Here is a 16911-nt window from a genome sequence, read left to right on the forward strand (position 1 = left end):
AATAGGAGGCATTAATCCAAGAAGGATTAATGCCCCTTTTTGGACTTTGGCACTAACAGGGCAGGATAGCAGAAGAAGTGAAAAACTTAAGAATATAATATGGTAAAATATAGGGAGTCGGTAAAGTAGGGGGGAATGAATATTTTAACTCGAAAAATAATATCAGCATCAATTTCAGGTACTATCTTTGCAATTTTATTAGGATTTATTATTCCCGATCCTTTTGGTGACATCAATATCAATACAATCCAAACATATTTACTTTCAACGATTTCTATTATTCCAGCTTATTTTATGTATAGTTTTCCAGTAATTTTAATTTATGGTGTAGTTACATCAATTATTAGTGATAAGGTTGGAGAATCACTTGCAAACAAAACGAAAGATGATAGGACAGAGTTTATAATTTCAGGAGCTTTACATATTGTTTTTGGATTAATCTTATTTTTAATTAGTCTTGGAGCAGCAGTAATATTTTTTACTACAGATCGAATAATTAGAAAACGTAGGAAGACGTACAACTGGTTGGATGCAATTAAAAGTTTAGCAATTCCTGTTATCGCCTTTCTTTTATTTTTAGGAATGGTATGGATTAATGATATATTCTTAACCTAATGGGTATAAATCGTCATATGATTTCTTTTGTTGCTAAATGTAAAAAAGTATCATTTTACTACTCCTTATGTCTATGAAGTATCAAGTCATTGGGGAATAGAAATTAGTGAATATATGAACCAGAAAACTTGTGCACAATCAAAAAAGAAGCTAATAAGATTATGTGAAATTATGGATAATCATATAAAGAATGGTGATTTTTTTGAATTGTATATTTGTTGGGTAGGAGAAAAAGCTGATAACCGTGAGAGTGAAATAACTCTCCAAATCAATAATTTTGTATTAACCAAATTAATATACCTGAAAAAACGCTAGTTAGATTTGAAAAATAATATTTCTTGTTAAATTAACAGACTTTCCTTAGTTAACTAGGAAAGTCCTTTTCATATGTAACAGTCAGAGCAGGATAGTGAAAGAAGGAATTTGAAACAGTTTAGCGAATAACAAAGGAATCAAAAGCAAAAAGGATGAATCAATTGGTACAGCATATTTCTCTAAATATTGATTTAGATTCATTAGAAATTAATCGAAGTAAAAATATTACTGGAACGATATATTTTAGTATTGATTATCATCGATATTTTCCTGATGAAGGATGGGATGATTTTTTGGTAATCATCTTATCATGGTGGATTAAATCTATTAGAGGTGTAGATATCTCTAAAATAGGAACAACTTATAAATTGGATTTTATGGATGGCCCACCAGAAGTTCTTGTAAAAAAAATAGATGATGAACATGTAGAAATGAATTTTAGATATGAAGATGAGTTTAATGACAGTTTTAAAGGAACATTCTTATTTAAAGAACTCAAAGATTCGTTATTATCCGTTTCAAAGAAAGTAATACGCGAAATGGATAGAAATCAGTGGGCAACAAAAGATATTGATGAATTTAAGAATTTAGTTTTATCTTTAGAACGCTACCCATTTAAAAACCATACATAGTTGTATAAAGGCTATCGCAAAGCTAGCTTTTTTGTTCTGTATAACATTCCTGAACTCATGAAAAACTAGCTTATGGAAGAAACATGGCATTTTAGTGGAAGTGAAATTGTGTACAAGTTTTGATTGTGATGCTACAAAAAGATTTCTAACTTTTGGTTAGGAATCTTTTTGTACTAAATATATTTAGGCGAAAGTATAGATTATCATCATATAGTTATCCTTTTACTATTTTCACCATTTTGAAATTAATTTATATTTAGGTACCTTCCAAAAAAAGTAATAGTCCACTTAATGATTAGTAGAATGAACAACATACTCTATAAGGTTTAAGGGAGGTGGGGGATAAATAATTATTCAGGAATCCGTATTCTTAATTTATCAATTGAATAGCTTAATTCTTCTATTGCATTATTTAATTGGAATATTTCTATACCTATAAAGATTAAGGATATTAAAATTGCTGATAAAAGAATGTATAAAAGGCTTTTATTCATAATTTCTCCTCCGTAATTAATAAATTTTAAACTAACTGTATTTTTTATCATAGATAATTGAGATTTATCTGTGAATAGTTTTCATATCAATATAGCCATTATGGTTACTTATCTGATGGTTTTGCTTGGCTAAAAAATAACCAAATAGGATCCATATCTATCATTAGAATAGAATTATGCCATGGGTTGTTCATCATCATCTTCCAATATCTGATTGAGAAGAACAAACAATGCATCCTGCGCATCCATTTCGGAAATAACTATACTTCTATCAACAAAAACATGTGCAGCTAACTGATCCCATTCTTCTAATGTTTTAATTTGTTCTAAACCTGCTTTTACTACTTCATGTTGTCCTTTTCCTGCAAAAATCCCTACACGATTTTTTCCCATTTATCACCATATATATTTGATAAGTAGCCATAAAGATTCATTATTTACCTCCTTTCTCATTTTGAATTCTTCATAATTTGATTTGCATATTTAAACCTTAACATAGTCATATACATGTTCAATAGTTGTTTCAAATAAAGTGAAGATAACAAATTTCACTAATAAATATACTAGGTAAAAACCAACTTTGTGAAAGATTACACTTAAACAATAGGGGGCGTTTGTCCCATAAGAGAACTTTTTAAGAATGCTGTCCTGTTAAAGAAATAAGATAGATTACTAAATTAGGAGTAATAAATGATACTAAGGGAATAGTAAACTTATAAAATATTCTACGAGGTGATTATATTGGGAGAAAGAATTAATCTAACAGCAGAACAAGAAGGACTTAAACAGCGTTTGCAAGAAAGCTTTAACATAGTTAAAAAGGGTAACAGTGCTGGAGGTTATGGAGAAGCTTATAATGAATCGTTTAACGAAATGAGCGAACTTGCTTTTCAATTAGCTACATCGTTAAATTCACCACCAGTATTTACACAGGAGGTACTAAATGGAGCAAATGATTTAACACCAGCAGACAGAGCATTTTATAACCACCAGCATGTTGTTGAAGATTTACTAAATTATTTAGAGGATGATGAAGCAAACAATCCAGGTTTTGATGTCACTCTAAATGAAAACTTTTGAGTTTAGAGTTCACACGAATAGATAGGGGCATGGTGTGATCCGTCTTACTCGTAATAAAGAAGCAAACCGTATACACCTTAAATTATTAAGCCAAGAATGATTCTTGGCTTTTAATTATTCTACTAGTTAATATGCAAATAGGGAGTGTTTACTTTGACTACTATTATATAAATGAAGAATACCACCTTTCAAACATGGTGGGTATTATTCAATATTTGTTCTCGTTATTTTCTGCTGCTTTATATTTAATTGAAGTTTTTCATAAATTGCATCATTTTTTAATTCGAACAAATGAATTTCTCCACCTTTGCGAACACATCGCTCCGCTTGCTGGGATATTACAAAAGTTCTGCTAATGATTGTACGGTGCATTTTACATAATTCAGCTGAGTTTAGCTCTACGATTGAGCTGAATAACATGATCACTGCTGTATTGAACACAACATCAATGCCACCAAATTTTTCTTCAACTACAGCGAACGCTTCTTGCATAACCTTCTCATCTGCAACATATCCACCTATGCTAATTGCTTTACCGTTTGCTTTATAACCTCTTCTACAATAGTGTCTGCTTTCCCCTTTTTGCCAGAGTAATGTGCAGCAACAGTAAATCCAATAGCAGTTAACTTTTTAACGATGGCATGTCCAATACCGCCAGATCCTTCCGTAACAAGTGCTACTCGCAAATTATGTGTTTTAACACCAAGCATTAATGATACACAGGTATCATCAAGGACCTTATGATGAAATCATACAGACAAATCATACGCTACTCACTTATTTAGAACAGGAGCAGTTGGTGTTAGATGGTGATATTTATGAGGAATATTTACTGCACTCGATTTCAGCAAAAGAGGAAAAAGCTTATATTACAAAAATTAGTGTGAAAGTAAAATCACGTAAGGCGAGTTACCAGCCTCTTTAAAGCTTAGCATGTGTTACGTCTATCTTGCTAGATAGGCTTTTTTATTTTTTAAAATCTCTCTCAACAACAAGCTTGATAATTAGGTACATAATTAAAATGATAGCATTAGGGGGCAATTCAACAGGTCTATAATATTCAACAATCGGGCGCGTTTGTTAAAGGGATCAAACATATTATATCTGTCTAATATGTTTGACTCCTTATTTTATCTATAATATTTTAAATTTAGTCTTGATAAGTTAATATCAGGAAACGTCTTATATCAATTGTACTCTGGTGGTTTTATTTGTTATTATTTTTTATCTTTGGAAATATATTATATATTTATTTAAGGAGGTGTTAGAATGCAGCTAAAATTAGTCGATATTTACTTTGATAAAGCTTGTTCACAAGTTAAAGGGTTTATTTTTAAAACCCCAAACAAAAGAAATCTGGGCTTTAACAAGGTGTATTTGTCTCAACACAGACTATATAGCCATATTATTCATAAGCATCCTGAGATTACCGAAGAAAAAATAATAAAATTAGTTGAAGATCCAGACTATGTTCTATCTATTAAAGAGAAAGATAGGAGTAAAAAATACTATCATTTCAGAAGAAAATTCAATGATATAGAATATACTGCCGTTGTTCTAAAAGGCTATTTAGGGCAAATGTCTCAAACAAAAGCTTATTTACTCTCAGCATACATACTTAAAGAAGAAAAGAAGGTCGCTTTGTTAAATAATGATTTCAAAGTTGCCTATGAAAAAGGCAAACAAAATAATTATGAATTCCATGAAGATAGACATTTTGATGATCCAAGTATGTTTGACTTTGACTTCGTAGAAGAGTGATGTCATTCTTCTATTTTTTTGGTTCCTGTAAAAAAACTTGCTTATAAAAGTAACGAGGGAGGTTTGTTTAACAAAGATTTTAAAAATGATTAAAAATAATACTACCTACAAACAGGCAAGTACGTAGAGTTTAATTGTGAAAAACCCTGTAATAAAAACTGTATACATCACTTTGTTGTATCCGACTGAAAGAGTTTCAGGGGAAAGATAATATCATCACAGCAATTCACTTTATATAAATATGATGAGATGAAAAAACAGCCGGTGACTAGTCGGCTGTTTTAACGGAATAGAACTTTTTTCACAAAAGAGTTTGTGCTTACTAGTAACTGATATTTGCAAAGAAAGATGAAAGCATATATTCATAACCTGTTTCTTCTGTTTAACCAAGAATGCTTTCGAAGTAAGCAATTTGCAAAATAGTTAAGGAACTTACTCCATATCAATCTTCCCGTTTAGATACCCTCTCGATGCCAATTTCGTTAGTAATCGGGCATTTCCAGTTGAACCGATTTCTCCTAATTTAGTATCAAAAATCTGATTAATGAACTCCTCAGTTTCGTCTAAATATTCTTTTCTTTTTTCATCTGTAGTAGAAGGAACTTGAGTAAAATACTTCAAGGCAACATCTACAAAGCCTACCATTCCGAAAATGTTATCCCAAAGCATTTCAAGTACCTTGTACTGATTAGTTAAGCCAAGATATGGGTCAAGTGCACCAAAGGTAAATAGAGAGAAAACACGTTTATCTCTCAGAAGCCCTTCCCCATCTTTGTATGCAAATCCTGAGATAAAGACTTTATCGAAATAGCCTTTTAAGAAACCAGGAGCTGACCCGAACCAAACTGGAGCGATTGTAACAAGTGTATCTGCCCAAAGAATGTCGTCTTGTTCTCTTTTGACTTCTTCAGTGTACTCTTTTGTGACTGCTGCTTTTAAATCTTCGGGTTGCATGGTAGCATTAAATTTCATTTTTACTAAATCCTTAACTTTTACATTTGCGCCCCTTTTCTCTAATGTCTTAACAACTCTATCTAATATTCCTTTATTAAAGCTTCCATCATAAGGATGGGCATATAAAACAACTACATTGTGCATTATTTCTCCCTCTTTTCTTGAAGTATACTCTTATGTTGAAACATTTTATCAAAAAACAAAAGTACTGTTTTTTTTAATATATACTCCACTTTTTGATAGTAAGGGGATAAAAAATTACTATAAAGTTGTTCTATACATACTTTAACTCAAATTAAATTTGTTGAGGTCCATCCCATACATACGGCCAATACTTAATACGTCAAAGCGCTTATTAAATGGCGAACAACGTTAACCTTTTCAATATCGATCTACTTACTTTAAGCTATTCTTTTAAATGGCTCTCTCCCCAATCGTACATATATTGAAGGATCGGTACAAACTGTTGCCCCAGATCCGTTAAAGAATACTCTACACGAGGTGGAACCTCTTTATAAATTTCACGATGTAATAGTCCATCATTTTCTAACTCTCTGAGTTGCTTTGTTAACATGGATTGTGTCATATTTGGGAAACTCCGATGCATCTCTCCAAACCTTCTTGGTTGTTCGGAAATATACCATAAGAGAATTAATTTCCACTTTCCCCCAATTAATTTCTGTACTTTAGATAGTGCGCAATCAGACGAATACTTCATTGTTTTCTTCATATTTCTCCCTCCAAATGTATGTAGTATGATCTGTAAATCTTACAAACACACAATACTATGATTTTTAGTAGTATATACGAAAAAACACAGTACTTGTTAAAATTATAGTTATTGATTACGCTAATAATAACATAATTAGCTGGAATAATCATTTCAAAAAAAATGGATTTATTATTTAAATGACAATGGAGGAATAAAGAATGAAATCATCTAAAAAGATGTTACTAGCTTCACAAAATATGAATTATGGTGCTTCTAGGAGCGCATGGAGATCAAATCCATACCATTATATGGATTCGGACTCCCTTGTAAACGCAGCAAAGTGGTCAGAAAAAGGTAAATTTCAATTTGTCTTTATAGCTGATCACCCTGCAGTAAGAGAAGACTTAACTTTTCATGCTCCTTCTGCAACGATTGATCCTATTGTTATTACTAGCCAAATTATTCGAGAAACTGAAAAAATTGGTGTAGTACTTACTCAATCGACAACATTTAATCATCCCTATAATGTAGCACGTCAATTAAAGGCTCTTGATGTATTAAGTAAAGGTCGTATTGGCTGGAATGCTGTTACAACAAATGATCCACGTATTGCAGCTAACTATGGAGAAGAAATTGCTGATCGAAAAAACAGATATGAACAAGCAAATGAATTTATACAAATTGTGCAGGCTTTATGGGGAAGTTGGGGTGAATCTGCCTTAAAACTTGATACGGAAAAAGGAATATTTGCTGATGGTTCCCAAGTAAAACCTATCAATTTACAAGGTAAATACGTTTCTTCCCGGGGACCATTACCAATTCCACCGTCTCCACAGGGACAACCTATTATCTTTCAGGCTGGAGGGGGACAGGAAGGTTTAGAGCTAGCTGGTATGTATGCTTCTGGGGTTTATTCAGTGGCGTCAGATATAGAAACAGGGAGAGAACATCGAACAAATCTTGATCGAATTACTCAAGCAGTCGGAAGAAAAGCCGATGAAGTGAAAATGTTTATGGGGTTGTTCGTGACTGTGGGAAACTCGTATGAAGATGCACTGAATCGTAGAAAAGAAATACTTTCTTTAATGGCAGATGAACTACCAGCTAAAGTGTATCATTTATCGTCAATAGTTGGTGTACCAATTACATTTAGTAATCTTCATCAACCATTACCTGAAGAAATACAAAGTCGTTTAGTTCCCAATCCTTATCAGCTACATTCGAAGCGAGCTGTAGAACTATTAAAAAAAGGATTAACTGTTTATGACGTGCTAGCACACGGTGTAACTGACTTTTACCATACTGTTCTTGGCAGTCCAGAACAGATTGCGGATGAAATGCAAGAAATTTTTGAAGCAGGTGCTTGCGATGGATTTGGGATTGTAGTAGATAGAACTCATGATGGATTGCCAGCCTTTGTAGAAAAGGTTATTCCCATTTTGCAAAAGCGTGGATTGTTTCATGAAGATTACGATGGATCAACCTTACGTGATCATTTAGGAGTGCCTTATCAATACGGGCGTATAAACTTATAAAAACAATATAAAGGAGGAGTGAAAAATATGATTCAACGTTTATCCATTTTAGATATGGCTCCAATTGATTATGGTACTACGGGGAAAGAGGCATTATTAAATACACTGGAATTAGCTAGGACAGCCGATAAAATTGGTTACGAGCGATTCTGGGTTACTGAACATCATAACTTACCTGTTGTTGCAGGTGCTTCTCCTGAAATGCTAATGGGTCAAATATCAGCTGTTACAAATCGCATACGTGTAGGTTCAGGAGGGGTGATGCTTCCTAACCATTCACCACTAAAGGTGGCTGAAAATTTCAAGTTACTAGAAGCATTTTATCCAGGACGAATTGATTTAGGTATAGGACGTGCTTCTGGATCGGATGGGTTAACATCTCTCGCTCTCCGTCGTTCCCAACAACCTTATAGTGCTGATGATTTACAAGCATTACTCCATGAGTTAATAGGATATGATGCGAACCAACAAGCAAGAGGGGAGAATCCATTTAGCCATATAATTGCCATGCCAGAAGAAGTATCACTGCCACCAATTTCGCTTTTAGGATCCAGTCAATATAGTGCTAAATTAGCAGCTACAGAAGCATTGAATTATTCTTTTGCATACCACTATAATCCGACAGGAGCAAAAGAGGCAATTACACTATATCGCAATCTATATCGGAAGTACCATGGGAAGGAAGCTCCTCCAGTTATTTTAGGTTTATCTCTCATTGGTGGCGAAACAGATGAAGAAGTAGCCGTTCAAAAGAAAATAATGTCGGTAAAATATTTACAAAGCATAGGTGCTTTAAAAAACGTGGATTTATCAAACATTGAAAATATAACAATTCCATCACAGCTTCAATCAACGGCCACGTCTTATCTTTCCACCTTAATTATTGGCACATGGAGTGAGTTAAAAAAACAGTTAGATACACTATCAAATGAATTAAATGTACAGGAATTAATCATTTCAACCACTCAAAGAGGATTTGAAACTCGATTAAAATTATACAAGAAGTTAGCTGAATTTTATAAGTTAAATAAATCATAAAAATTAATAGGTTCAAACCAAAGTAGTATTAAATAACTTGTAATGATCGATGGACATTCAAGATAATTCTTCATCAAGGGGTACTGATCCAATAAGGATTAGTGTCCCTTTGTTTTTTCTTCTAGCATAAACAGGGCAATATCCCTGTAATAAATAAACTATATAAAATGAAAGCTTTGTGAATAAATGTACTTAAACTAACGGGAGCGATAGTGCAATATGGAGGTATTAAAAGTAATCTAATCTTACTACGCGTAATAGGGGGAAGTAGGTGTTGAATCGACTCAGTCTTTAATTGGCACGTTATCAAAAAAAAACTCAATACCTCTCTATTGGAGACACTTAAAAGTTCACTGAACTCATTAAGTGTCTCTTTTTTACTTTTGCTACATCGAGATATACATTCATAGGGAATACTTCTTAATAGGACTTAATTTAAGCAATAGAAAATCCATTAAATTTAAGCTGCTAGAGCAATAAAATACAATACCATTGACGCACTAAAGATAAACCCTATAAAATGTATGGAAAAAAGTGACCGTTGCAACGGTCATTTTCCAGCGAATTGTTTTTTAAATTGTGTGTTAATATCAAATCAAGGAGGCAAGGAGATGAGTTCTAAAAGCAACTATGAACAAGAACTGTTACTGTTTCTTTCCAAAAATCAAGGATATGTTACATCGAAGGAACTCCTTGAAGTACTAAATGTATCTCAAAAAACGGTATATCGTTTAATAAATAAAATTAATAATGAGTACGAGGATGGCCCTTTAATCATATCTGAAAGAGGGAGAGGATATAAACTAGATTACGAAAAATTTATTAGTTCTCAAAAAAGTAATGATAAAGATAAAGAAAAGCAATTTACGCCTAGTGAGAGACGTAAACGAATTATGGAAGAACTATTGTTGTCTTCGCCCAAACCTATAAATGTTTATCATTTATTTAGTCACTATTATGTAGGAGATTCTGTGACTTTTAATGACGAGCAAATAATGAGTGAAGAGCTTAAAAAATATAATTTGGTTCTAGAGAGAAAAAATCGAACATTAGCCATACTTGGGGAAGAAGTTAATATTCGAAAAGCGATTAAAGATATTATTGAAATCTTTAATATTATCGATATTGATGATTTAAAGAGGAATCCAAAACTTAACTTCAATCAGTATGATGTGTTATTTATATTAGATCAATTAAGAAAAATTGAAGAAGATTTAAATATAACCATTCCTTACCCGTATAATGTAAACATTTTCTCACATTTATATATACTACTTAGCCGAACAAGAATAGTTCCGACTAGAATGTTCGCGGATGAGATTTCTAAAGAAGAAATGGAAAACATGGAGCGGGATATTTTGTATCCGGTTGCTAAAGTGATTGTCCATAATATCGAGAAATATTTGAACAGTCCTTTGCCTGATATTGAGGTCTATTTTCTTTATCAGTATTTAGTGTCATCGAGAATGCAGGGATCTCATGCTATTACTTCCACTTTTTCATCAGAAGTGATTCAAGTAACGAAAGAGTATATGGAAGGAATGAGTATTAACTTAGGAATGGATATAGACAGTCAATCTATATTTATCGATTTAGCCAACCATATTAAACCGATGCTTAACCGGTTAGAGCATAAGATTCGGGTTAAGAACAGTTTGTTAAGTCAGATTAAGGTAACGTATGAAGAAGTATTTATGGGTGTAAAGAAGGTTTCGGAATTACTGAGTGAGAAATTCAACCTACCAGCCATAAACGAAGATGAGATTGGGTTTATCACCCTTTATTTTGCAAAGGCAATTGAAACGGGTCAACATCAACGTCCGATAAAAACACTCATTATGTGTACAACAGGAATAGGAACTTCCGAGCTTTTAAAAGCAAAGGTTTCTAAGAAATTTCCAGAGATAGAAATTGTTGATGTGGTAGCATCACGAAATACTCAAATGCTAAAAGAGAAATATGCTGATGCTGAGTTGATACTGAGTACAGTTCATATTAAGGAAGATGTACCAATTCCTTATCTCTTAGTGAGTGCGATGTTTACAATTGATGATCAGAAGAGACTTCAGGGAAAGATAGAGGAAGTTTATCATGGAAATTAATTCACTCTATCAAATTCATTTTAATTGTGAGTTACAAACAAAAGAAGAAGTACACGCTTTTATTGCTGAAATAGTAGGTCAAGATAATCCTATGTCAAAGGATGAAGTCATCCATCATTTAAATGAAAGAGAAAAAGTGGGCAGTACATTAATTGCTGAGCATATTATGTTGCCCCATATCGAAAGCGACCAATTAGAGAAAAGTCAAATTTTATTTATCCGTTTAGCAAATCCAATTGAAGCTTGGGATTGCCAAACAAAAAATATTTGTCTAGTGATTGTAATTTTACTAAAGAAAAATGAAAGCGTTAATATGAAGAAGAGAATAGCCTTATTTACTAGATCTCTTGCAGATGAGGAGTATCTAGACCGATTATTAAACAGTCATGAAAAAGAAGAATTTATAAATAAAATTATAAAATATTAGGAGGAATTATCATGAAAATAGTAGGAGTTGCAGCTTGCACAGTAGGAATTGCACACACATATATCGCACAGGAGAAATTAGAGAATGCTGGTAAGAAGGCAGGCCATGAAATCCATATTGAAACACAAGGAACGATCGGGACAGAGAATGAATTGAGCCAACAACAAATTGCGGAAGCAGACATCGTTATTTTAGCAACAGATGTTAAGATTGCGGGAAGAGAACGATTCGACGGGAAAAGAATTATCCAAGTTACAACAGAAATAGCGGTTAAATCACCAAATAAATTAATTGAAAAAGCAGCAGAGGTTGTCAACCAACAGAAATAATGAAAAAAGGAGAGATAATCATGGAAGTGAAAAATATTGTAGATTTAAATACAATCAAAACGAACATGAGTGTTAAGAGTAAGGAAGAAGCTATTCAGGAATTAGCTCAGGTCTTGCTTGAAAACGGATACATCAAAGATATTGAAGAGTTTACAAAGGATATCTATGCTAGGGAAGCGATAGGACAAACTGGAATCGGAAATTATATTGCTATTCCTCATGGAAAAAGTGATTCTGTAGAAAAAATAGGAGTAGCGATTGGGATTACTCAAGAAGAAATTGCTTGGGAAACTCTCGATGGTAAGGGCGTAAAGGGAATAATTCTGTTTGCGGTTGGAAATGATGATGGAGCACAAAATCATCTGAAATTACTATCATTATTTGCTAGAAAGCTAGGAAATGACGAAGTAATCGAGAAGATGCTACAGTCTAAAAACGCTGAAGATGTAAAAGAAGCTTTATGTAGCTAAGTAATCTTATAGAAACAGATTTATTGAAGAGGTCTTTAGTTGAAAGGAGAGTTAGTAATGAGTGGATTAAAAAAATTAAATCTTAAAGGCCATTTATTGACAGCAATCTCATACTTGATTCCAATTGTTTGTGGAGCAGGCTTCTTAATCGCAATTGGTATGGCTTTTGGAGGAACAAGTCAAGGTTCTTTAGTACAAGGAGAGTTTTCCTTATGGGATGCTTTAGCAACAATGGGTGGAGCAGGCTTAGGTTTATTACCTGTCGTTATCTCAACTGGAATTTCTTATTCTATTGCTGGTAAACCAGGAATTGCGCCAGGTTTCATTATTGGATTAAGTGCTAATGCAATTGGTGCTGGCTTTATTGGTGGTATCTTAGGAGGATTTTTATCTGGTTATCTTGCAGTAGCTATTATTAAGCATTTTAAAGTTCCTAGTTGGGCTAAAGGATTAATGCCGACGTTAATTGTTCCATTTTTCACCTCTATTATTGGTGGACTAATCATGGTTTACATTATTGGAATTCCAGTTGCTGCTCTTACATCATTATTAACAGATGGATTAAACAGCTTAGGAACTTCATCCCTACTAGTATTTGGTGGAATTGTTGGTCTATTGAGTGGAGTTGACTTTGGAGGACCAATTAACAAAACAGTATTTGCCTTCGTTCTGACTATGCAAGCAGAAGGCATTAATGGACCTATCACAGCTTTACAATTAGTAAATACAGCAACGCCAATCGGATTTGGATTAGCTTACTTTATTGCAAAAATCTTCAAGAAAAACATTTATACACGATCAGAAGTGGAAACATTGAAATCAGCAGTGCCAATGGGTGTTGTTAACATTGTGGAAGGTGTAATTCCAATTGTTATGAATGATATTGTTCGTACTGTAACCGCTGTAGCCATAGGTGGAGCAGCTGGTGGAGCAGTAACGATGGTGTTAGGAGCTGATGCAACGGTACCATTCGGTGGCGTATTTATGCTACCAACGATGTCCAATCCATGGGCTGGTGTTGCAGCTATCTTAGTAAACGTTGTTGTAACAGGAGTTGCGTTGGCTTTAATTAAGAAAAAGGTTAACGAAGATGAGGAAATAGAAGTAGAGGAAGAAGATATCGATTTAAATGATATTCAAATTCTATAAAAAAATGTAAGCGTGTTAAATAAAGGCTAATACAAAAATTTAGGAATAATAATTTGGTCCATTCAAACTCAATTATTATTCCTAAAGAAACTAGAGATCTACGGAGGATTAATAGAGTATGAAAAAAGTAGAATTTTCACCATCACTAATGACTATGGATTTAGATAAGTTTAAAGAGCAGATCACGTTTTTAAACGATCATGTAGATTCTTATCATATTGATATTATGGATGGGCATTATGTTCCTAATATTACATTATCTCCATGGTTTGTCCAAGAAGTGCGAAAAATAAGTGATTTACCGATGTCTGCCCATCTAATGGTAACGAATCCAAGCTTCTGGGTTCAACAATTAGTGGATCTAAAGTGTGAATGGATTTGTATGCATGCAGAAGTACTAGATGGTCTTGCTTTCCGATTGATTGATCAAATACATGATGCTGGACTAAAAGCAGGGGTAGTATTAAATCCAGAAACTCCTATTGAAACAATTTTCCCTTATATTGATTTAGTAGATAAAATTACTATTATGACAGTAGACCCAGGTTTTGCTGGACAACGCTTTATTGAAAGCACTCTAGATAAAATTGTAGCATTAAGAGAGTTACGTGATGAAAAAGGCTATCAATATGTTATTGAAATGGATGGATCATCTAGTCGAAAAACATTTAAAAGAATTGATGCAGCAGATCCTGATATTTATATCATAGGTCGTAGCGGTCTATTTGGATTAGATGAAGATATTAAAAAGTCATGGGAAATAATGTGTAAAGATTATGAGGATATGACTGGCAAAGTAGTAGAATAAAAGTTTACAGAGGCTGGGAGAGAATCCCCGCCTCTTTCTTTATTCCCATTTATTAACCCCCTTTATGAAATACTTAATAGTCTAAAGTGTCTCATATAATTATGTTGACTCTCGAATGATAAGATTAGTAGGTAGTCTAATAACTTCCCTCTCTAAATTAACATTTCCTAATAAGCAATCGAGCAATTTTAACAATGCTTTTTGACCTAATTCAATGATTGGGGTATCAATTGTTGTTATAGTTGGAGTCACTACTTGGCAAATCATTTGATTATCAAAGCCTATAACGGCTAAGTCCTTGGGAATATTAAACCCTGATATAGTTGCTTTTTTGATAAGTCCAGCTGCAACTTGATCATTACCTGTAAAGATAGCAGTTGGACTATCTTTTAAGTTATGAATCTGTTTAAAGAGATGGAAACCATCCTCTATATTAAATACACCGCCAAATACCCAATCGTGTTTTTGAGGTAGATTGTAATCAGCTAAGGCTTTTAAGTATCCCTCTTTTCTTTGGCATTGAGCTTCGCTATATGGTGTGTCATAGCAAAACCCAATCTTTTCATGCCCCTTTTCAATTAAATGTACTACAGCTTTATAAGTTGCTTCAAATTCATCATATCCAATTATGGGTATATCAGCACAATGGTGATACTCATTACATAACAAAATAGGTCCGTATTTTAAAAATGGTTCTATTTTACACCAATCGTTTTCTAACGCTCCTAGAATAACCCCGTCTATTTCTTTATGCTTCAATAATTCTAGCAATTCTAGTTCAGATGTTTGGTTATAAAATGTTTGAAAAACAACTGCTTTATAATTATTAGTTAATGCCTGCAGGGAAACACCTTTAATTAATTGTGCAAAAAAGGGATGGTCAATACTCGGTACGGATAATGCAATTGTTCGAGTTTCATTTTTCCTGAATTGCCGAGCTATTGAATTAGGAATATAGTCCATTTCGTTGATAACTTTTAAAATCATGTCTCTTTTCTCTTTAGAAACATAGGGGTGATTATTCAAAACACGAGATACAGTGGTTTTTGATACATTACATAACCTAGCTATTTCATCAATTGTAGGCATATACTACCATCCTTTGAAAAAATGTTGACATGTTATCGATTTCAGAAATTAGGATAAAATTGCAATGGATTTCCACATAACCAATTTGGGGGAGGTACTGCTTGCGAAAAAAAGCTTACGATTTCAGGTAAAGGTAAGAAAGCTTGATACTGTTTATTATTTTAAGGTAACGTACATGAATTTTTTATAGAAGACCGCATTGTGAATGAGCAGTGAAACAATTATATCAATAACAATGAAGTACAAAATCGCAGAATATTTATCTATATATTTACAGAAAAGGGATGTGAATGCAACTAAAAGCAAATTATCACACATGCGAAACACCCCATTGGTCAAGGACAAACACATCACAGGTCTCGCTCATAGCCAGATTTTAAATTTGCCGTTGTATCCAACATTTACTATAGAAGAAAGACATGTTATGGAGGGATTGTTTAGTGTTATTAAAAAAGACGTTGGAGTATAAAACTCTTTCACCTGTTGAACAACCAAAATATATTATATTTTGTGATTTTGATGAAACTTACTTTCCTCATAAGATTGATAAAGAGAAGCAGCAGGATATTTATGAGCTAGAAGATTATTTAGAACAAAAAAGTAAAAGCGGAGACATACAAATCGGCTGGGTTACTGGGAGTAGTATAGAATCTATTCTCGATAAGATGAAAAGAGGTAAATTTAGATACTTTCCTCATTTTATAGCAAGTGATCTTGGGACAGAAATAACGTATTTCTCTGAACATAATTTTGGTGAGCAAGATATTAACTGGAATAGCCGAATAAATCAAGATTTTAGCAAAGAGAAGATGGAAAGAATGGTTAAACATCTACGAGAGAATCATAATATCTTTTTAAATCCACAAACTCAATTAGGTATTTCTCGTTATAAGCATAATTATTATTACCAAGAGCAAAATGAAATAAATGATAAAAATAACTTGTTAGCTATTGAATTAATTTGTAAGGAACATGGGGTTTCTGTAAATATAAATCGTTGCAATCCTCTAGCTGGTGATCCCGAGGATAGCTATGATGTAGATTTTATTCCTATAGGTACAGGTAAAGATGAAATCGTGCGATTTATGTTAGAAAAATACAAGTTAGGACCAGAAAATGCGATTGCATTTGGAGATAGCGGAAATGATATTAAAATGTTACATGCAGTGGAATATGGATATTTACTTCAAAATGCAACACAAGAGGCTAAAAATGCTTTCCCTAATATATCAGAAGATGAATACTCTAAAGGAATCAAAATGACTTTAAACAAAATTATCGGATAAAGAAGAGTGAAATAAAAAGTAGGGATTTCCGGTTCAGGTAGGGTGGATAGTATGAAAATAAGCTATTTATTAGGGAGATTACCGTGAAATAATAATGATAAAAACCCCATCATTA

Annotated in this window: 20 protein-coding genes and 1 pseudogene; 15 read left to right on the plus strand and 6 right to left on the minus strand. The window is 33.2% G+C overall.

The features are described 5' to 3' along the window. The first annotated feature begins 135 nt into the window (after positions 1 to 135). Both LXM54_RS20320 and LXM54_RS20325 read left to right on the plus strand, forming a co-directional pair. Positions 136 to 615, plus strand: coding sequence for a hypothetical protein (locus tag LXM54_RS20320; RefSeq protein ID WP_233317055.1), 480 nt, complete (start codon positions 136 to 138; stop codon positions 613 to 615). Positions 616 to 1091: 476 nt separating this feature from the next. Then, positions 1092 to 1562, plus strand: a complete 471-nt coding sequence (locus LXM54_RS20325) for a hypothetical protein (protein WP_233317056.1) — start codon at positions 1092 to 1094, stop codon at positions 1560 to 1562. 668 nt (positions 1563 to 2230) lie between these two features. On the opposite strand, the gene LXM54_RS20330 is transcribed toward LXM54_RS20325, so the two are convergent. Next, positions 2231 to 2449 (minus strand): hypothetical protein, encoded by a 219-nt coding sequence (locus LXM54_RS20330; RefSeq protein WP_233317057.1) that lies wholly within the window; start codon positions 2447 to 2449, stop codon positions 2231 to 2233. 348 nt (positions 2450 to 2797) lie between these two features. On the opposite strand from LXM54_RS20330, the gene LXM54_RS20335 reads away from it, so the two are divergent. Continuing rightward, positions 2798 to 3136 carry a hypothetical protein gene (locus tag LXM54_RS20335; RefSeq protein WP_233317058.1) on the plus strand — a complete coding sequence of 113 codons (339 nt, stop codon included), beginning with the start codon at positions 2798 to 2800 and terminating at the stop codon, positions 3134 to 3136. Between the two features lie 204 nt (positions 3137 to 3340). Here the strand turns inward: LXM54_RS20335 and LXM54_RS20340 are convergent, their stop codons facing one another. Together LXM54_RS20340 and LXM54_RS20345 are read right to left on the minus strand one after the other, a co-directional pair. Beyond that, positions 3341 to 3628 (minus strand): hypothetical protein, encoded by a 288-nt coding sequence (locus tag LXM54_RS20340; RefSeq protein WP_233317059.1) that lies wholly within the window; start codon positions 3626 to 3628, stop codon positions 3341 to 3343. A 26-nt stretch (positions 3629 to 3654) separates the two neighbouring features. Then, complete coding sequence (locus LXM54_RS20345; RefSeq protein WP_233317060.1) at positions 3655 to 3846, minus strand: hypothetical protein; 192 nt, start codon at positions 3844 to 3846, stop codon at positions 3655 to 3657. A gap of 89 nt (positions 3847 to 3935) precedes the next feature. On the opposite strand from LXM54_RS20345, the gene LXM54_RS28070 reads away from it, so the two are divergent. Further along, positions 3936 to 4061, plus strand: coding sequence for a hypothetical protein (locus tag LXM54_RS28070; RefSeq protein WP_267913449.1), 126 nt, complete (start codon positions 3936 to 3938; stop codon positions 4059 to 4061). Positions 4062 to 4405: 344 nt separating this feature from the next. Beyond that, on the plus strand, positions 4406 to 4897 hold the full coding sequence (locus LXM54_RS20350; RefSeq protein ID WP_233317061.1) for a hypothetical protein: 492 nt from the start codon (positions 4406 to 4408) through the stop codon (positions 4895 to 4897). A 432-nt stretch (positions 4898 to 5329) separates the two neighbouring features. On the opposite strand, the gene LXM54_RS20355 is transcribed toward LXM54_RS20350, so the two are convergent. Together LXM54_RS20355 and LXM54_RS20360 are read right to left on the minus strand one after the other, a co-directional pair. Further along, on the minus strand, positions 5330 to 5995 hold the full coding sequence (locus LXM54_RS20355) for an NAD(P)H-dependent oxidoreductase (RefSeq protein WP_233317062.1): 666 nt from the start codon (positions 5993 to 5995) through the stop codon (positions 5330 to 5332). 262 nt (positions 5996 to 6257) lie between these two features. Next, positions 6258 to 6581 carry a winged helix-turn-helix transcriptional regulator gene (locus tag LXM54_RS20360; protein ID WP_233317063.1) on the minus strand — a complete coding sequence of 108 codons (324 nt, stop codon included), beginning with the start codon at positions 6579 to 6581 and terminating at the stop codon, positions 6258 to 6260. A gap of 200 nt (positions 6582 to 6781) precedes the next feature. On the opposite strand from LXM54_RS20360, the gene LXM54_RS20365 reads away from it, so the two are divergent. The 8 genes from LXM54_RS20365 to alsE all read left to right on the plus strand — a co-directional run bounded on the left by LXM54_RS20365 (position 6782) and on the right by alsE (position 14421). Continuing rightward, a complete protein-coding gene (locus LXM54_RS20365) occupies positions 6782 to 8098 on the plus strand; it encodes an NtaA/DmoA family FMN-dependent monooxygenase (protein WP_233317064.1) in 1317 nt (438 codons plus the stop codon). A 27-nt stretch (positions 8099 to 8125) separates the two neighbouring features. Continuing rightward, positions 8126 to 9136 carry an LLM class flavin-dependent oxidoreductase gene (locus tag LXM54_RS20370; RefSeq protein ID WP_233317065.1) on the plus strand — a complete coding sequence of 337 codons (1011 nt, stop codon included), beginning with the start codon at positions 8126 to 8128 and terminating at the stop codon, positions 9134 to 9136. Between the two features lie 611 nt (positions 9137 to 9747). Then, the gene (locus LXM54_RS20375; protein ID WP_233317066.1) at positions 9748 to 11238 is read left to right on the plus strand and encodes a BglG family transcription antiterminator; all 1491 of its coding nucleotides are present in this window, start codon (positions 9748 to 9750) and stop codon (positions 11236 to 11238) included. Continuing rightward, positions 11228 to 11665, plus strand: coding sequence for a PTS sugar transporter subunit IIA (locus tag LXM54_RS20380; protein ID WP_233317067.1), 438 nt, complete (start codon positions 11228 to 11230; stop codon positions 11663 to 11665). Before LXM54_RS20375 ends, LXM54_RS20380 begins: the two co-directional genes overlap by 11 nt. An 11-nt stretch (positions 11666 to 11676) precedes the next feature. Beyond that, positions 11677 to 11994, plus strand: a complete 318-nt coding sequence (locus LXM54_RS20385; protein ID WP_233317068.1) for a PTS fructose transporter subunit IIB — start codon at positions 11677 to 11679, stop codon at positions 11992 to 11994. Positions 11995 to 12014: 20 nt separating this feature from the next. Then, positions 12015 to 12464, plus strand: coding sequence for a PTS sugar transporter subunit IIA (locus LXM54_RS20390; RefSeq protein WP_233317069.1), 450 nt, complete (start codon positions 12015 to 12017; stop codon positions 12462 to 12464). A 57-nt stretch (positions 12465 to 12521) separates the two neighbouring features. Then, the gene (locus LXM54_RS20395; RefSeq protein WP_233317070.1) at positions 12522 to 13613 is read left to right on the plus strand and encodes a PTS fructose transporter subunit IIC; all 1092 of its coding nucleotides are present in this window, start codon (positions 12522 to 12524) and stop codon (positions 13611 to 13613) included. A 118-nt stretch (positions 13614 to 13731) separates the two neighbouring features. Continuing rightward, positions 13732 to 14421, plus strand: a complete 690-nt coding sequence (alsE, locus tag LXM54_RS20400; protein WP_233317071.1) for a D-allulose 6-phosphate 3-epimerase — start codon at positions 13732 to 13734, stop codon at positions 14419 to 14421. Positions 14422 to 14520: 99 nt separating this feature from the next. On the opposite strand, the gene LXM54_RS20405 is transcribed toward alsE, so the two are convergent. Continuing rightward, a complete protein-coding gene (locus LXM54_RS20405) occupies positions 14521 to 15510 on the minus strand; it encodes a LacI family DNA-binding transcriptional regulator (protein WP_233317072.1) in 990 nt (329 codons plus the stop codon). 307 nt (positions 15511 to 15817) lie between these two features. Between LXM54_RS20405 and LXM54_RS20410 the strand changes: the two are divergent. Together LXM54_RS20410 and LXM54_RS20415 are read left to right on the plus strand one after the other, a co-directional pair. Next, a pseudogene (locus tag LXM54_RS20410) lies at positions 15818 to 15979 on the plus strand (3-oxo-glucose-6-phosphate--glutamate aminotransferase); the annotation flags it as partial. Next, the gene (locus LXM54_RS20415; protein ID WP_233317073.1) at positions 15951 to 16796 is read left to right on the plus strand and encodes an HAD-IIB family hydrolase; all 846 of its coding nucleotides are present in this window, start codon (positions 15951 to 15953) and stop codon (positions 16794 to 16796) included. The pseudogene LXM54_RS20410 and the gene LXM54_RS20415, both read left to right, overlap by 29 nt. The last annotated feature ends 115 nt before the right edge of the window (positions 16797 to 16911 follow it).

Source organism: Bacillus sp. Au-Bac7, assembly GCF_021341655.1.
Classification (GTDB): Bacteria; Bacillota; Bacilli; order Bacillales; family Cytobacillaceae; genus Niallia.

Excerpts from the sequence above, each read along its gene's own strand:
- LXM54_RS20405 (WP_233317072.1), bottom strand. The coding sequence starts at position 15,510 with ATGCCTACAATTGATGAAATAGCTAGGTTATGTAATGTATCAAAAACC.
- LXM54_RS20380 (WP_233317067.1), top strand. The coding sequence starts at position 11,228 with ATGGAAATTAATTCACTCTATCAAATTCATTTTAATTGTGAGTTACAA.
- LXM54_RS20320 (WP_233317055.1), top strand. The coding sequence starts at position 136 with ATGAATATTTTAACTCGAAAAATAATATCAGCATCAATTTCAGGTACT.
- LXM54_RS20395 (WP_233317070.1), top strand. The coding sequence starts at position 12,522 with ATGAGTGGATTAAAAAAATTAAATCTTAAAGGCCATTTATTGACAGCA.
- alsE (WP_233317071.1), top strand. The coding sequence starts at position 13,732 with ATGAAAAAAGTAGAATTTTCACCATCACTAATGACTATGGATTTAGAT.
- LXM54_RS20355 (WP_233317062.1), bottom strand. The coding sequence starts at position 5,995 with ATGCACAATGTAGTTGTTTTATATGCCCATCCTTATGATGGAAGCTTT.
- LXM54_RS20370 (WP_233317065.1), top strand. The coding sequence starts at position 8,126 with ATGATTCAACGTTTATCCATTTTAGATATGGCTCCAATTGATTATGGT.
- LXM54_RS20360 (WP_233317063.1), bottom strand. The coding sequence starts at position 6,581 with ATGAAGAAAACAATGAAGTATTCGTCTGATTGCGCACTATCTAAAGTA.
- LXM54_RS20345 (WP_233317060.1), bottom strand. The coding sequence starts at position 3,846 with ATGCTTGGTGTTAAAACACATAATTTGCGAGTAGCACTTGTTACGGAA.
- LXM54_RS20350 (WP_233317061.1), top strand. The coding sequence starts at position 4,406 with ATGCAGCTAAAATTAGTCGATATTTACTTTGATAAAGCTTGTTCACAA.
- LXM54_RS20340 (WP_233317059.1), bottom strand. The coding sequence starts at position 3,628 with ATGCAAGAAGCGTTCGCTGTAGTTGAAGAAAAATTTGGTGGCATTGAT.
- LXM54_RS20385 (WP_233317068.1), top strand. The coding sequence starts at position 11,677 with ATGAAAATAGTAGGAGTTGCAGCTTGCACAGTAGGAATTGCACACACA.
- LXM54_RS20330 (WP_233317057.1), bottom strand. The coding sequence starts at position 2,449 with ATGGGAAAAAATCGTGTAGGGATTTTTGCAGGAAAAGGACAACATGAA.
- LXM54_RS20375 (WP_233317066.1), top strand. The coding sequence starts at position 9,748 with ATGAGTTCTAAAAGCAACTATGAACAAGAACTGTTACTGTTTCTTTCC.
- LXM54_RS20365 (WP_233317064.1), top strand. The coding sequence starts at position 6,782 with ATGAAATCATCTAAAAAGATGTTACTAGCTTCACAAAATATGAATTAT.
- LXM54_RS20390 (WP_233317069.1), top strand. The coding sequence starts at position 12,015 with ATGGAAGTGAAAAATATTGTAGATTTAAATACAATCAAAACGAACATG.